This is a genomic window from Sphaerisporangium aureirubrum, assembly GCF_042658925.1.
Taxonomy (GTDB): Bacteria; Actinomycetota; Actinomycetes; order Streptosporangiales; family Streptosporangiaceae; genus Sphaerisporangium; species Sphaerisporangium aureirubrum.
In genome coordinates, this window is record NZ_JBHSRF010000029.1 from 36,930 (window position 1) to 51,178 (window position 14,249).

At 71.7% G+C, this 14,249-nt stretch carries 11 protein-coding genes; 4 read left to right on the plus strand and 7 right to left on the minus strand.

Features of this window, described 5'->3' with window-relative positions; translation table 11 throughout:
* Positions 1 to 22: 22 nt before the first annotated feature.
* A complete protein-coding gene (locus tag ACFP1K_RS20230) occupies positions 23 to 754 on the minus strand; it encodes an SDR family NAD(P)-dependent oxidoreductase (RefSeq protein WP_380755542.1) in 732 nt (243 codons plus the stop codon).
* A 153-nt stretch (positions 755 to 907) separates the two neighbouring features.
* Between ACFP1K_RS20230 and ACFP1K_RS20235 the strand changes: the two genes are divergently transcribed.
* On the plus strand, positions 908 to 1,771 hold the full coding sequence (locus ACFP1K_RS20235) for an AraC family transcriptional regulator (protein ID WP_380755544.1): 864 nt from the start codon (positions 908 to 910) through the stop codon (positions 1,769 to 1,771).
* 10 nt (positions 1,772 to 1,781) lie between these two features.
* Here ACFP1K_RS20235 and ACFP1K_RS20240 read toward each other — a convergent pair whose 3' ends face one another.
* From ACFP1K_RS20240 to ACFP1K_RS20260, 5 genes are read right to left on the minus strand one after another with little or no spacing between them, the layout of a single operon-like run.
* The gene (locus ACFP1K_RS20240) at positions 1,782 to 3,938 is read right to left on the minus strand and encodes an alpha-galactosidase (protein ID WP_380755546.1); all 2,157 of its coding nucleotides are present in this window, start codon (positions 3,936 to 3,938) and stop codon (positions 1,782 to 1,784) included.
* Positions 3,939 to 3,950: 12 nt separating this feature from the next.
* Positions 3,951 to 4,796 (minus strand): carbohydrate ABC transporter permease, encoded by an 846-nt coding sequence (locus tag ACFP1K_RS20245; RefSeq protein ID WP_380755548.1) that lies wholly within the window; start codon positions 4,794 to 4,796, stop codon positions 3,951 to 3,953.
* Positions 4,789 to 5,718 carry a carbohydrate ABC transporter permease gene (locus ACFP1K_RS20250; protein WP_380755550.1) on the minus strand — a complete coding sequence of 310 codons (930 nt, stop codon included), beginning with the start codon at positions 5,716 to 5,718 and terminating at the stop codon, positions 4,789 to 4,791. The genes ACFP1K_RS20245 and ACFP1K_RS20250 overlap by 8 nt, the downstream gene beginning before the upstream one ends.
* Complete coding sequence (locus tag ACFP1K_RS20255; protein ID WP_380755552.1) at positions 5,715 to 6,989, minus strand: ABC transporter substrate-binding protein; 1,275 nt, start codon at positions 6,987 to 6,989, stop codon at positions 5,715 to 5,717. The genes ACFP1K_RS20250 and ACFP1K_RS20255 overlap by 4 nt, the downstream gene beginning before the upstream one ends.
* A 49-nt stretch (positions 6,990 to 7,038) precedes the next feature.
* Positions 7,039 to 9,543, minus strand: coding sequence for a glycoside hydrolase family 97 catalytic domain-containing protein (locus ACFP1K_RS20260; protein ID WP_380755554.1), 2,505 nt, complete (start codon positions 9,541 to 9,543; stop codon positions 7,039 to 7,041).
* 372 nt (positions 9,544 to 9,915) lie between these two features.
* On the opposite strand from ACFP1K_RS20260, the gene ACFP1K_RS20265 reads away from it, so the two are divergent.
* Positions 9,916 to 11,328, plus strand: a complete 1,413-nt coding sequence (locus tag ACFP1K_RS20265; RefSeq protein ID WP_380755556.1) for a M1 family metallopeptidase — start codon at positions 9,916 to 9,918, stop codon at positions 11,326 to 11,328.
* A 107-nt stretch (positions 11,329 to 11,435) separates the two neighbouring features.
* On the plus strand, positions 11,436 to 12,398 hold the full coding sequence (locus ACFP1K_RS20270; protein ID WP_380755558.1) for an FkbM family methyltransferase: 963 nt from the start codon (positions 11,436 to 11,438) through the stop codon (positions 12,396 to 12,398).
* A gap of 58 nt (positions 12,399 to 12,456) precedes the next feature.
* Here the strand turns inward: ACFP1K_RS20270 and ACFP1K_RS20275 are convergent, their stop codons facing one another.
* Entirely contained in the window at positions 12,457 to 13,014 is a 558-nt protein-coding gene (locus ACFP1K_RS20275; protein ID WP_380755560.1) for a DinB family protein, read from the minus strand.
* 193 nt (positions 13,015 to 13,207) lie between these two features.
* Here ACFP1K_RS20275 and ACFP1K_RS20280 point away from each other — a divergent pair, with 193 nt between their 5' ends.
* Positions 13,208 to 14,002: a hypothetical protein gene (locus ACFP1K_RS20280; RefSeq protein WP_380755562.1), complete on the plus strand. Its 795-nt coding sequence runs from the start codon at positions 13,208 to 13,210 to the stop codon at positions 14,000 to 14,002.
* The last annotated feature ends 247 nt before the right edge of the window (positions 14,003 to 14,249 follow it).

Sequence of the window (14,249 nt, forward strand, 5' to 3'; positions counted from 1 at the left end):
TCCCGCTCGCCCGCCGTGCCCGTCACGCGGAGTCCTTCACCGCGGTCCAGCCGCCGTCGACGACCAGGCACGCCCCGGTCACGTACGAGCTCTCGTCGCAGGCCAGGAAGGTCACCGCGGCGGCCACCTCGTCGGGCCGCCCGAAGCGCGCGGCGGCGGTGCCCGCCACGCTGCGCCGCCGGTCCTCCTCGCCGATGCCGTCCCACGCGCGGGTGAGGATCGGCCCGGGGAGCACGGTGTTGACCCGCACCTCGGGGCCGTACTCCACGGCCAGCTGGCGGCCGAGCGACACCAGGCCGCCCTTGGCGGCGGCGTAGGCCGGGTGCGCGGGCAGTCCCGCCAGCGCGTGCACCGAGGAGCTGAGCACGACGGCGCCCCGGCTCTCGCGCAGCAGCCCGACGCAGGCGTGGACGGCCAGGTAGGAGGCCGTGAGGTTGACCGCGATCTGCCGGTTCCAGTCGCCCTCGGCCAGTTCGTGCGCGGGGGCGCGCACCACCACGCTGGCGTTGCTGTGGAGCACGTCCAGCCGCCCGAACTCCTCGCGCGCGGCGTCCGCGACGCGGCGCCAGGTCGTGGAGTCGGCGACGTCACCGGTGAGGGCCAGCACCCCCGGGCGGCCGGCGGGCTGCTCGGCCACGTCGACCGCGATCACCCGCGCGTCCTCGGCCAGGAAGCGGTCCACCACGGCGGCGCCGATGCCCGAGGCGGCTCCGGTCACCACGGCGACCCTCTCGCTGAGCAATCCCCGTCCCATGATCCATGTCCCCCCGGTGGCGCCGAGCCCGGCCGGCTACGCGAGCGCCGGGCGTGTGTGTCGCGACAAGTCAACAGGTGCCGGCGCCCCGGGGGGAATGTCCGAAGCTCGGGACTACCTGGACGATCCGACGGTCTGTGCCATACTGGCGCGATGCCGATACAGGAGGGCTTCCGCAACCAGCGGCTGACCGTCGTGCCGCGCCCCGTCCTCGCGGACGCGCAGTCCCGCCCGGTGACCAGGCGCCTGGTGGTCACCGACTGCGGCCACTACCCCAACGCGACAGATCACCTGATGACCAGGCCGAGGGGCACCGACGAGACCATCCTCATCGTGTGCGCGGCGGGCACGGGCTGGGCGGACGTCGGGGGCGCGCAGCACCGCGTCGGGCCGAGCACGGCGCTGGTGATCCCGCGCGGCGCCCCGCACTCCTACGGCGCGTCCACCGACGCCCCATGGACGATCTGGTGGTGCCACCTGCGCGGCGGCGACCTCCCGGAGCTGATCGACGAGATGGGCGCGAGCCCGTCCCGGCCGGTGATCCCCGTCCGGCGGCTGGACCGCGCCATCGCCCTGCTCGACGAGATCGTCACCATCCTGGAGCGCGACCACTCCCCGGCGAGCCTGATGGGCGCGGCCGGCGCGGCGTGGAAGCTCCTCACCCAGATCGTGATCGACCGCGCCATGCCGGAGCCCGGCGACCCCCTGCAACGGGCCATGGCCTACCTCGCCGAGCGGCTGGACAGCACCGTGCGGGTGGCCGACCTCGCGGCGCTGGTCGGCGTCTCGCCGTCCCACCTGAGCGCGCTGTTCCGCCGCGCGACCGGGGGCGGGGTGCTCGCCCACCACACGGCGCTGCGGATGGCCCAGGCGCGCAACCTGCTCGACCTGACCGACGAGACCGTCGCCGGCATCGCCCGCGAGGTCGGCTACCACGACCCGTTCTACTTCTCCCGTCACTTCAAGCGGACGCACGAGGTCAGCCCCACCGAGTACCGCAACCGCGACAAGGGGTAGACGCCCCCTGTCACGGCGCGGCGGCGGCGACGCGCAGCAGCACCGAGCGGTCGACGTCCAGCGACGGCGCCTCGACCCCGGCGAGCCGCAGCACCCGCCCCGGCAGGGTGACGCCGTCGCGCTGCCAGGGCGGCGGCACGGCGCCCGCCGCCGGGCCCGCGCCGGGATGCACGGCCCGGACGGTGTAGACGCGCTCGTCGTCGAGGCCGGGCAGCCGGATCCGTCCCGGCGGCCAGGTGGACGGCCGTTCGACGACGCTGAACGCGTACAGCGCCTCGCTCCGGTCGCCCGCCACGACCCCCTCCAGGCGCAGGGCCGGGTCGGCGAGGTCGGCGTGCACCACCTCGCCCGAGTGCAGCAGGGCCCGGTGCTCCTTGTGGAACGCCACCCACCGGGCGAGCGCGGCGCGGGTCCCCTCATCGGCGGTGAGCAGGTCGACCTCGACGCCAAGGTGTCCCCACAGCGCCTTCTCCGCCCGGTAGTCGAGCGGGTGGACGCGGCGGGTGGTGTGCGACTCCTCGGCGCCGATGTGCGTGCCCTGCATCTCCGGCGGCACCAGCAGGCCCGTCCAGCGCTGGATCTCCAGCCGCTCGTGCGGGTCGTTGCAGTCACTCGGCCAGACCCGGTCGGCGAACTCCAGCACGCCGAGGTCGATCCGCCCGCCGCCGCTGGCGCACGACTCGATCTCCAGCCCCGGGTGGGCCGCCTTCAGCTCGGCCATCAGCCGGTAGGCCTGCTCGACCTGCCGGCGCACGCCCGGCCGCCCGGCGGGGGTGTGCCCGGCGTCGAGCAGGTACCGGTTGTGGTCCCACTTGATGTAGGCGACGCCGAGCGCCCCGACCAGGGTGCTCATGCGCTCGAAAAGATACGCGTACGCCTCGGGGTGGCCGAGGTCGAGGACGTGCTGGTAGCGGGAGGGCAGCCCGGGGCCGTGCCCGGCGTCGAAGACCCACCCGGGGTGCGCGCGGGCCAGCTCCGAGTCCAGGTTGACCATCTCGGGCTCGAACCACAGCCCGAAGTCCATGCCGAGCTCGCGCACCCTGGCGGCCAGCGGCTCCAGGCCGTCCGGCCAGACCGCAGGGTCGACCGTCCAGTCCCCGAGCGAGGTGGTGTCGTCGCGCCTGCCGAGGAACCACCCGTCGTCCAGCACGAACCGTTCGGCGCCGATCTCCGCCCCGCGTTCGGCGAGCGCGGACAGCACCCCGAGGTCGTGCCGGAAGTAGACCGCCTCCCAGGTGTTCAGCACGACGGGCCGCGGCGAGCGGGGGTGGACGGGCCGGGCCCGCAGGTGCCGGTGGAACCGCGCGGCGAGGCCGTCCAGCCCGACGCCCCACGAGCCGTACTGCCACGGGCTCCGGTGGGAGTCGCCCGGCCCGAGGACCACCTCGCCGGCGAGCAGCGTCTCCCCCGCCGCGAGGTGCCGGGTCCCCGCCGGGGTGCGCTCGGCGGCGAGCACCTGGTTGCCGCTCCAGGCCAGATGCGTCGCCCACACCTGGCCGTGCCGGAACCCGAAGCCCTCCTCGCCGGCGACCAGCAGCATGGTGTGCTCCAGCCCCGGCTTGCCGCCCCGGGAGGCCCGCACCCACTCGCCGACGTGGAACGGGCGCCGCTGCGGCACGCGCTCCAGGGCCCAGCGGCCGGTCAGGTCCAGCACCTCCGCGGCGTCCGACGGCACGGGAAGGGCCAGTTCGAGGCCCTGGACGCGGTACGGCGTCGCGCCGTGGTTGGTGACCTGGGCCCGCTGGCGCACGAGCCCGCTCGCGGCGAGCACCTGCATCTCGATCTCGACGGCCAGCTCGTACTCCGGGTCGCGCGCCGCGCAGCGCAGCATGGGCCCCCCGGCGGCGGCGACGTCGAGGTGGTGCTCCGCCTCGCGGAACCGCGGTGCCCAGCGCCGGCCGTCGTCGTCGCCGGTGAGCCCCGGCCGTCCGAGCCATCCCTCCGCCAGCTGCGGCAGGACGGGGACGGGCTGCGGGTAGGTGACCGCGCTGTCGCCGACGGCGGGCAGCGCGGCCCGCAGCAGATCGGCCAGGGCGTCGTCCCTGAGGGGGCCGAGGTCGGCGCCCCAGTGCAGGACGCGCGGCAGGCGGCCGCCGTCGACGGCCACGACGAGGCTGGTGCCCCCGGCCCGCAGGTGGATCGGCGCGCGCCGTCCGTCGTCAACCATGTTCTTTCCTTGTCATCCCTTGAGTCCGCTGCTCGCGATGCCCGCGAAGAACTGCCGTTGCAGGACCAGGAAGACGATCACGAGAGGGATCGAGCACACGAACGCCCCCGCCATGAGGGTCGGGTAGTCCGTGCCGAACTGCCCCTGCAACCCGGCGAGGCCCACCGGCAGCGGCCGGTTCTCCCCCGACGGCGACACGATGAGCGGCCACAGCAGGTCGTTCCACGAGTACAGGCCGGTCAGCACGGCCAGCGCGGCCAGCATGGGCCGCGCCATCGGCAGCATCACGTGCCAGAACACCTGGAAGGCGTTGGCGCCGTCGAGACGGGCCGCCTCCTCGTAGTCCTTGGGCATCGTGAGGAACGCCTGCCGCATCAGGAAGGTGCCGAACGCCGAGAACATCCCGGGGATGGCGAGCGCCGGCAGCGTGTCCAGCAGGCCGAGGTCCCGGACCAGCCCGTACTGGCCGATCAGGAAGAGCTGGCTCGGCACCATCAGCATGGCCACGAACAGGCCGAACAGCGGCTCGCGGCCCCGGAAGCGGATGCGCGCGAAGGCGTACCCGGCCAGGGAGGCGATCGCCAGCTGCCCGGCGACCCTCATCACCAGTGCGCCCGTCGAGACCGCGAACATCGACCAGAAGGGCGTGGTCGAGAAGAACGTGGCGAACGCGTGCGGGGTGAAGCTCTCCGGCAGGACCGTGGGCGGGATCCTGGTCGCCTCGGGGGTCGTCTTGAACATGGTGAGGATCTGCCAGACGAACGGCACCACCATGACAAAGGCCGCGACGATCAGGATCGCGTGGATCGGCCAGGTGGCGGCGGGCCTGCCGCGCCGCCGGGCGGCGGACTCAGCCATAGAACACCCACGATCGCTGGAGGCGGAACTGCAGGGCCGTGGCGATCATGATCACCATGAGGAGCACGATGGCGATCGCGGCGCCGTACCCCTGGTCGAACTGCACGAACGCCTTCTCGTAGAAGAGGTAGACGATCGTCTTGGAGTCGGCGAGGGCGGTGTTGTTCACCCCGCGCAGCATCACGAAGATCAGGTCGAACATCTGCAGTGCGGCGATCACGCTGAGGATCGTCACGAAGAAGATGCTCGGGGTGAGCAGCGGCACCGTGATGTGCACGAACTGCCGCACCCGCCCGGCGCCGTCCAGGGCGGACGCCTCGTAGAGGTCCTTGGGGATGGCCTGCAGCCCGGCGCCGAGAATGATCATGTTGATGCCGAGGCTCATCCAGATGCCGACCACGCCGAACGCGTAGATCGTGAAGCGCGGGTCGGCCACCCAGTACTGCCCGTCCACCCCGAACCACGACAACACGGTGTTCAGCAGCCCGAAGTCGCCGTTGTAGATGAACCGCCAGACCATGCCGACGGCGACGGGCAACGTGACCACCGGCAGGAAGAAGAGCACCCGGTACACCGCGCGCCCCCGGCCGACCTGCTCGATCAGCGCGGCCAGCACCACGGCCAGAGGGATGCCGAGCAGGATGATCCCCGTGTAGAGGGCCGAGTTGCCGAACGCCTTCCCGAACTCCTCGTCCCCGAGCAGGGCCGTGTAGTTGTCCACACCTGTGAAGGTCGCGGGCCCGAACGCCGGCACGTCCTGGAAGCTCTTCACGAAGGTGGACAGGAACGGCCACACGTAGAGCGCGGCGAGGCCCAGCAGGGCGGGGGCGATGAACGCCGCCGCCCACCAGGCACTCGGCTCGCTGACGCCTGTACGGCGGCCGGCCGGCCGCCGTACAGGCGTGGTCGTCGCGGACGTCATTGCTTCGCGAGCACCTTGTCGACGGCGTCCTGGTACTCCTTCGCCGCCTGCTCCACCGGCTTCTCACCGTTCCACGCCGGGGTGAGGTACTGCGCCGCCAGCCCCTGCCACTCCGACGCGTTGCCCGCCACGGGGAAGGGCACGCTGTAGTCGATGGCGTCGATGAACACCTTCAGGTTGTACTCGGGCATCGCGTCGAGCCACGGCTGCTGCGTCCCCTTGTAGGCGGGGAGCACCGTCCCGGTGGCCGCCTGGATCTCCGCGGCCTTGGTGCCGCCGAGGAAGGCGAGGAACTTCTTCAGCTCCTCGGGGTGCTTGCTGCCCGCGTACCCCGCGTTGCCGATGCCGCTGGTGACGGTGGCGCGCTTGACGCCCTGCGGCAGCGGCGCCACGTCGACCTTGCCCTTCAGGTCGGCGTTGTTGTGGAAGCGGAAGGCCCAGTACGCGCCGGAGACGTACATGGCGACCTTCTGGTTCTCGAACATCGAGACGGCCTCGGTGTCCGACAGCTGCTGCAGCGTCGGCGACGAGCCCGCGGCCTGCAGGTCGGTCCAGAACTTCAGGCCCGCGACCCCGGCCGGGCTGGCGAAGTCGGACGCGGTGCCCTCCGGGTTGATGATCTGCCCGCCGGCCTGGAGGATCGTGTTGTAGAAGCCGCCCTGCGCGTCGATCGGGGCCGCGATGCCCCACACGCCCTTGCCCTTGTCGGTCAGCTTCTTGGCGGCGTCCTGGACGTTCTGCCAGGTCCAGGTGTCGTCGGGGTAGGCGACCTTCGCCGCGTCGAACAGCGCCTTGTTGTACCAGACGCCGTTGGTGTCGAAGTCCTTGGGCAGCGCGAACGTCTTGCCGTCGTAGGTGTAGGAGTCGGTGACCGCCTTCGGGTAGGCGGCCAGGTCGATCCCGGCGGACTTCACCGTGTCCGACAGGTCGAGCAGCTGGCCGCCCTTGGCGTACTCGCGGAAGTGGTCGGCGAGCATCCAGAACGCGTCCGGCGCCGTGCCGCCCGCCGCGCCGACCTGGAGCGTCGACCAGTACTCGGTCCACGGCAGCGTCTGGACCTTGACGGTGACGTTCGGGTTGGCCTTCTCGAACTCCGCCGCGATCTGCTTCATCGCGGGGGACTGGTCCTCGCTCCAGTTGGCGTAGGTGAGCGTGACCTTCTCCGCCGGCGCGGCACTCGCACCGGCACCCGATCCGGATCCACCGGAGCAGGCGGTGAGCAGTGTCGCCACCGCGGCCATCGCCGCCGCGGCCGTCAACGTGCGTTTCATGGTGTTCCTCTGATCGTGCTGTGCACCGGTCGGCGTGACCGGCACGGTGTTACCGACTGGTGGGTGTGACATGGACGACCGGGTCGACCCAGTCGACGTGCACACCGGTGTCCTCCGGTGCCGCCGCCTCGCCGCGCAGGCACAGGGTCCGCACGCCCCGGACCTCCAGGGCGAAGCCGGTGACGGGTTTTCCCGCCTGGACGACGGCGGTGAAGATCTCGCGGCCGTCGCCGAGCACGGCGACCCTGGCCGCGCCGGCCGACTCGTCGTCCACGCCGACCGCTCCGGTGAACGTCTCGGCGGCCCCGCCGAGGTGGAAGCGCGCCTCCGAGTACGGCGCCGTGCCGAGACCGCGCTCGAACGCCTGCCCCGCCACCCGCATGGGCCGCCCGTCCCCGGGGTTGCCTCCGCCGTTCGACTGGTCGCGCTCGACGGGGCCGTCCTCGTTGACGAACGCGATCATCGGCAGGTCCGGCAGCGCGTGGCTTCCCGGCGTCAGCGGCCGCACGACGCGGGCGTGCGCGACGACCGGCACCGGCCCGTCGCCGTCCCGCTCGACCGTCACCACGCCGAGCCCGCCGGGCGGCAGGGCCGCGGGGCGGACCGACCACCCGGTCTCACCGGTGCGGCGCGCCGTCCAGCCCGGGGGCAGGCGCAGCCTGGCGTCCGGAGCGGTCGTCAGGGACGCCGTCCCGTCCGGTCCGACCTCGGCGACCGCCGGGTGCACGTCCGGGGCCCGCAGGACCGGCCGGGGCGCGGCCCTGAAGAGATCAGTCCCCGCCGGCGCCACGACGGCGGCGAAGCCGCCGTCCCTGGCCACCTGGACGTCGAACCCGTCCCCGGTGCTCACCGTCCGCTCCACGAGCCCGGTGGCCCGCGCCTCGCCGTTCGCGTCGGTGGCCGGTGCTTCGCCGGCCGATCGCCGGCCGGTCGCGTCGCTCACGATCCACACCTGGGCGTCCGGCCCCACCCCGAGCCCGTCGAGCGGCACCCGGATGGTGCGGGCCTCCCCGGTGGCGATGCCGCCCACGAACCACCGGTCACCGGACCGGCGGCCGATCACCGCGTGGGTGTCGGGGTCGCCCGCCAGCAGCCTCGTCTCCTCCCAGCTCGGGGCGAGCTCCGCGAGGAACCGCGCCGCGAGGGGCCGTGCGGTGTAGGCGTCCACGTGGTCGGCGAAGTGGGTGATGCCGCACTCGAACGCCACGGAGAGGCCGAGCTCGTGCCCGTCGCCGGTCGTGCGATTCGCCGCGCCGAACGCGACCGGCGTGGCGTCCATCCCGCCCACCACGTTCCGGGTGAACGGCTGGACGACGTTGTGCGCCGCCGTGAGCGCCTGGTTCTCGAAGAACACGTAGTATTCGGCCCCGCGGATCGCCTCGTACCCGATCACCTGGGGGAACGTCCGTGACCACCCGCGCGGGATCACCGACCCGTGGAAGTTGACCATGAGCCCGAGCCGCGCGGTCTCGGTGAGGATCGTGTCGTACCAGCGGTAGCGGTCCTTGGACTCCGACTCCATGAAGTCGACCTTGATCCCCGCGACCCCCCACGACCGCCACAGCGCCAGCCTGCGCAGGTCCTCCGGGCTGTTGAGGTCCCGCCAGATGGTCCACAGGTGCACCTGGACGCCGCGCAGGCTCGCGTAGGCCACGATCTCCGGCACCCAGGTCTCCTCCCATCCGCAGTCGATGAGCAGGTGCTCCCACCCGAGATCGGCGGCCACGTCCACGAAGTGCTTCTGCTTGTCCAGCCGCGCCCCGGAGTAGAAGTCCGACCACCACGACCACGCCGCCCGCCCCGGACGGATCCACGGCGCGTCCTCCAGCTCGGGCGAGGCGGCCGGCGCCAGCTCGTCGACGAACAGCGAGGACACCAGCTCGGGCAGCGTCCCGACGATGAACACCCGCCACGGCGTCACCGGGCCTCGGGTGACCTCCACCGCGTCGTCGGCGGCCACGACCCGCAGCGTCCCCTCCGCCACCTCGGCGTGCGCCCCGGCGAACCGCCCGTCGATCCCCGACTCGGTGATCAGGACATATCGCTCGTCCGCCACCCGCATGAGGAAGGGGAACCCGTACGCCCCCGCCAGCTCCTCGGTGCCGGCCCGGTAGCGCGGCGTCTCGTACCAGGTCTGGTAGTCCAGCACCCAGCTGGTCGCCCCGGCGGGCACCGTGACGGCCGTACGCTCGCCGGTCACCCGGGCCGTGCCGTCCAGCGCCGGCAGCACGTACCGCACCGCGACGCCGTCCCGCGCCACGCGCAGCACGACCTCCCACTCGACGCCGGCCTCCCGGAAGCCGTACACGACCTCCCGGTGCTCGTAGCGGTGCTCGCCGGCGGCCTTGCCCGAGCGGGCCAGGAACCGGTCGCGCACGGTCCGCTCGGTGACACGCACGAGTTCCGCGGCGGCGCCGAGCTCGGCGCCGTCGACCACCACGCCGAGCGGCACCCGGTCGAAGACGACCTCGCCGTCCCGGGCGACGCTCAGCCACACGCCGGCGTCCGTGCTCCGGACCTGAGCACTCACCGCACTCGTCACCGCGTCACTCACCAGGTACTCCAGGCGGAGGGGAAATGGACTTCACTAGGGCGGGTGCCCTCGAGTGAGCTAACTATGATCCCAGCTGAGAGCAACCGGAATGGTGGAACCGGCACACCACCTGGACGATCCGACTATCCCATCGGCCCATCCGGGCGACCGGCGCGCATCCCTCCGGCCAGGCTCCCCGGCGCTCGGCCGCGAGGCCGCCTACGGGCCATCCAACAGGTGTTTCATACACTCTTGAACGGTTTACGGCGTTTTTGTACGATCTTTGACGTCTTGTCGGACACCGTCGCCGACGTCGTAACCGAAACCGCCGCTTCCTCCGGAGGAAGATCGTCCTCGGCGTAAATTCCGGTCGAGATCGTTGAGAGGAATCGCATGAGGATTCGCAGTCTGCGTGGCGCGGCCGTCGCGGCCGGCCTGTCCGTGCTGGTCGCCGCGCAGCCGGCGCTGGCGTCCCCGGACGGCCACGGCGGCCCGCGGTACACGGCGGGTGCGCCCAGCGTGGGAGACCCGTACTTCCCCGACGAGGGCAACGGCGGCTTCGACGTGCGGCACTACGACATCGCCTTCACGTTCGACCCGGCCACCAAGGGCATCGACGCCACCACGACGATCACCGCCGTGGCGACCCAGGACCTCGACCAGTTCGACCTCGACTTCCGGGGGCCGCAGATCAGCTCCCTCACCGTCGGCAAGCACAAGGCGTCGTTCCGGCGGGAGGGCCAGGAGCTGATCGTCACCCCGCGGCCGAAGCTCAAGACCGGCACGGAGTTCACCGTGACCGTGAAGTACGCGGGTGTCCCCCCGGTCATCACCGACCCGGACGACTCCATCGAGGGCTGGGTGCCGACCGACGACGGCGTCTTCGTCCCCGGCGAGCCCCAGGGCTCCGCCGCCTGGCTCCCCGGCAGCGACCACCCCACGGACAAGGCGACGTTCACCTTCCACGCCACCGTCCCCGAGGGCCTCACCGCCGTCGGCAACGGGCAGCTGCTGTCGCAGAAGACCGCCAAGGGCCGCACGACGTTCGTCTGGGACTCCACCGAGCCCATGGCGACCTATCTCGCCACGATCACCATCGGCAGGTTCCAGGTGGCCGAGTCGTCCACGCCCGGCGGAATCCCCATCTACACCGCCGTTGACCCGCAGCTCGCGACCCAGTCCGCCGCGACCGTCGCGAAGATCCCCGAGATCATCGAGTACTTCAACACCCTGTTCGGCCCCTACCCCTTCGCCTCGGCCGGCGCGATCGTCGACCGTGCCCCCGACGTCGGCTACGCCCTGGAGAGCCAGACCAAGCCGATCTTCTCCAGCGCGCCCAGCGTCAACACGATGGCCCACGAGATCGCCCACCAGTGGTACGGCGACAGCGTCTCCGTCAAGCGCTGGTCCGACATCTGGCTCAACGAGGGCTTCGCCACCTACGCCCAGTGGCTGTGGACCGAGCACAGCGGTGGCGCCACCGCCCAGCAGACCTTCGACGGCAGCGGCAACTACGGCCGCGCCGCGACGTCGTCCTTCTGGCAGACCGTCACCACCGACCCCGGCCCGGTGAACATGTTCGGCAACGTCCCCTACAACCGCGGCGCCATGACCCTCCACGCCCTCCGCGGCAAGATCGGTGACCCCGCCTTCTTCAAGCTCCTCAAGGACTGGGCCACCACCCACAAGTACGGCAACGCCACCACCGCCGACTTCGTCGCCGAGGCCCAGAGCGTCTCCGGCATGGACCTGACCGCCTTCTTCGACGTGTGGCTGTACCAGAAGGGCAAGCCCACCACCTGGTGACCCGTCGGGAGGCCGCCGGTCCGCCCCGTGGGGCGCGACCGGCGGCCTCCCGCGTTTCTCCCCGAACGGCCGCCGGCCGCAGCAGACTTCACATCATGGCCATATCGATGAAGCGACTCCGGCGGGATCTCGCCGTCACGGCGATGCGAGCGGCCAGGGCGGCGAACAGGAGCCGGGTGGCCCGCGTGCTGTTACGCGGCCGGAGCGTCCGGCGCTTACCCCTGGTCAACCGGATCTACCACCAGGTCTTCCGGTTGGCCGTCACCGCCGGCGATCGCGACGCCGAGGCCCGGTACCGGGGCGTCGTCCTGACCGGCCCGCTCTGGGACAAAACGATCATGCCGTCGGTCTCCGGCGGCTACTACGAGGAATTCGAGGTGGGCATCTTCGAGCAGCTGGCCGAGGCCAGCCACTCGATCCTGGACGTCGGCGCGAACATCGGCGTCTACGCCTGCACCGGCGCGACCCACCTCCCCCCGGCCGGCAGGCTGATCGCCTTCGAGCCGGTCCCGGAGAACCTCTCCTACCTGCGCCGCAACGTGGACCGCAACGGCCTCGCCCCCCGCGTGACCATAGAGCCGATGGCCGTGGGCGCGTCCCCCGGCGAGCTGACCGTCCACCTGTCGGCCGAGCAGTCCGGCAAGCACTCGGCCGCGGCGGCGAACGTCGGAACCCGCACCGGCGCGATCACCATCCCCATGACCTCGGTCGACGCCTACCTCGCCGCCAACCGCCTCCCCGCGCCCGACATCATCAAGATCGACGTCGAGGGCTACGAGGGCTTCGTCCTCCAGGGCGCCGTCCAGGCCATGGCCGCCTCCCCCACCCTGCTGTTCGAGCTCCACCCCGAGCTCCAGGAGAACTGCGGCTCCCCCACCGGCCCCCTGCTCGACCTGGTCTTCGCCCACTATCCCCAGGTCTTCCTGATCGACGAACTGAGCAACCACCTGCGCCCGTGCACCCGGGCCGCCCTCGACGCCCCCGGCACGATCGGCCTCTACCGCTCCAACCTCCTGGCGATCGGCCGCCAGGAGCACCTGGACGCGGTCGGGCGGCTCATCCACGCGTAGCCGGGCGAACCCCCGGCTACGCGGCGCCCTCCCGCGTCCCAGCCGCTCGTGGGCGGTCTCACCCCATGGTCTTGGCCCCGTCCAGGGACTCGCGGATGATGTCGGCGTGCCCGGCGTGCTGCGCCGTCTCCGCGACGATGTGCATGAACGCCCGGCGGACCGACCACGCCTCCTCCTGGAACCAGGGCGCCTTGGGCAGCTCCCGCAGGAGATCCAGATCGGGCACCGAGACGACCAGCTCGTCCGTCCGGCGGGCCACCTCGGCGTACTCGTCCAGCACCCCGGCCAGGGTCTCCCCGGGCAGCAACTGGAACTGGCTCCCCCACTCGGCGAAGTCCTCTTCGGTCATCGCGGAGAAGTCCGGCATCGCGCCCGCCCCTTCCAGGATGAAGCCGGCCCACCCCCGCTCGACCCCCATGACGTGCTTGATCAGCCCTCCCAGGCACAACTCGCTGGCCGTGGTCCGCTGCCTGGCCTGCTCGTCGCTGAGCCCTCGGGTGGTGAACCGCAGGAAATGCCGGCTCTTCCCCAGCAGCGCCAGCAGATCGCCCCGCTCTCCCCCGATCTCCGACGACCCCATCTGCTCGTCCTCCACGATCTGCCCGCCAACGGTCATGATCTCCACCCTCTCCGTTCCCCGGCCCGTTCTCTGAACCCCACGTTACGAGCCATAGCGGCCACTTCCTGACCTGAATATCCCGTCGACGAGAATTCCCTCCGGCGTGTGACGGGTGAGCCCGCAGCGGTCCCCGAGGAAAATGTCGGTTTCCAGGCCCAACACAACCGCGCCGCCCGGCATCTAAGTGAACATGGAGCACAGAATCCCGGTCCGGGTCCTGATCTCGGTGATCGCGATCGTCACCGCCACGACGGCCCTGACCGCACCCCCCGCACTCGCCGAGCCCGCCCCGGCCTCCCTGAGCAAGGCTTCCCCCGCGGCCCACCCGCCCGCCGCCGTGACCCCCGCCGCCGTGACCGGGCAGGACAAGCCCACCTGCGTCCGCGTCAGAGGCGCGGCGGCCTGCGTGGGCCCCGACACGAGCGATCGGCCGGGCATCACGATCGAGGACACGGCGAGCGACAAACTCCACGCCGTCGTCGACTACTACATGAACGGCTACCTGGGCACGAAGTACGTCATCCACAACCTGGCCGGCGCGGACACCGTCCGGGGCAACCGCGAGGTCGGCAAGACGGTGACGTTCCGGGCCGCGCTGTACCGCGGTGGCCACCGGGTGAAGGCCAGCCGATGGAAGACGGTGCGCACCGACACCGAGTACCCCGTCAAGCGGGAAACCCGTGTCACCCCGGCCTCCGCGCAGGCCCGCTCCAAGGTCTGCACCTCGACCAGGCGCGCCGCCAGCACGTGCTTCGCCGAGAGGACCACCTTCGTCTTCGCCTGTGACACGCGTGCGGACGCGCACCAGGCCCGCGCCGAATACTTCCTCGCGGGCGACCCGACGGCGCGCTTCGAGATCCACCAGCTGGCGGGGTCCAACACCTGCGGGAAGGCGGTGCACGGCGATCTCTCGGTGAGCATGTACCGCGCCTCGGTGTTCGACCAGGGCCACAGGATCGCCACCCGGCTGTACAAGTACAACTAGGCCGTGATCCTCGCCGGGCGGTGACCGGGGCCGGGAGACGTCGATCTCGCCCCGGCCCCGCGCACGTCCGCGATCCGGAAGGTGTCCTGGAGGCGTACGGCGGGTTGCCGGGAATAGGCGGTCAGGCGACGGAAGTTAGTATCGGGCGATGTCCAAAAGCGTCGTCGGGCCGGTTCGGAGCCCGAAGAGGCGAACAAGGGTGATCCGCCGGATCCGTAGATCACCTAACCTCTGACGTAGACCCAGG

What these genes read in the sequence shown, in the direction of transcription:
- ACFP1K_RS20230 (WP_380755542.1), bottom strand. Translation starts at nt 754, where the DNA reads ATGGGACGGGGATTGCTCAGCGAGAGGGTCGCCGTGGTGACCGGAGCC.
- ACFP1K_RS20235 (WP_380755544.1), top strand. Translation starts at nt 908, where the DNA reads ATGCCGATACAGGAGGGCTTCCGCAACCAGCGGCTGACCGTCGTGCCG.
- ACFP1K_RS20240 (WP_380755546.1), bottom strand. Translation starts at nt 3,938, where the DNA reads ATGGTTGACGACGGACGGCGCGCGCCGATCCACCTGCGGGCCGGGGGC.
- ACFP1K_RS20245 (WP_380755548.1), bottom strand. Translation starts at nt 4,796, where the DNA reads ATGGCTGAGTCCGCCGCCCGGCGGCGCGGCAGGCCCGCCGCCACCTGG.
- ACFP1K_RS20250 (WP_380755550.1), bottom strand. Translation starts at nt 5,718, where the DNA reads ATGACGTCCGCGACGACCACGCCTGTACGGCGGCCGGCCGGCCGCCGT.
- ACFP1K_RS20255 (WP_380755552.1), bottom strand. Translation starts at nt 6,989, where the DNA reads ATGAAACGCACGTTGACGGCCGCGGCGGCGATGGCCGCGGTGGCGACA.
- ACFP1K_RS20265 (WP_380755556.1), top strand. Translation starts at nt 9,916, where the DNA reads ATGAGGATTCGCAGTCTGCGTGGCGCGGCCGTCGCGGCCGGCCTGTCC.
- ACFP1K_RS20270 (WP_380755558.1), top strand. Translation starts at nt 11,436, where the DNA reads ATGAAGCGACTCCGGCGGGATCTCGCCGTCACGGCGATGCGAGCGGCC.
- ACFP1K_RS20275 (WP_380755560.1), bottom strand. Translation starts at nt 13,014, where the DNA reads ATGACCGTTGGCGGGCAGATCGTGGAGGACGAGCAGATGGGGTCGTCG.
- ACFP1K_RS20280 (WP_380755562.1), top strand. Translation starts at nt 13,208, where the DNA reads ATGGAGCACAGAATCCCGGTCCGGGTCCTGATCTCGGTGATCGCGATC.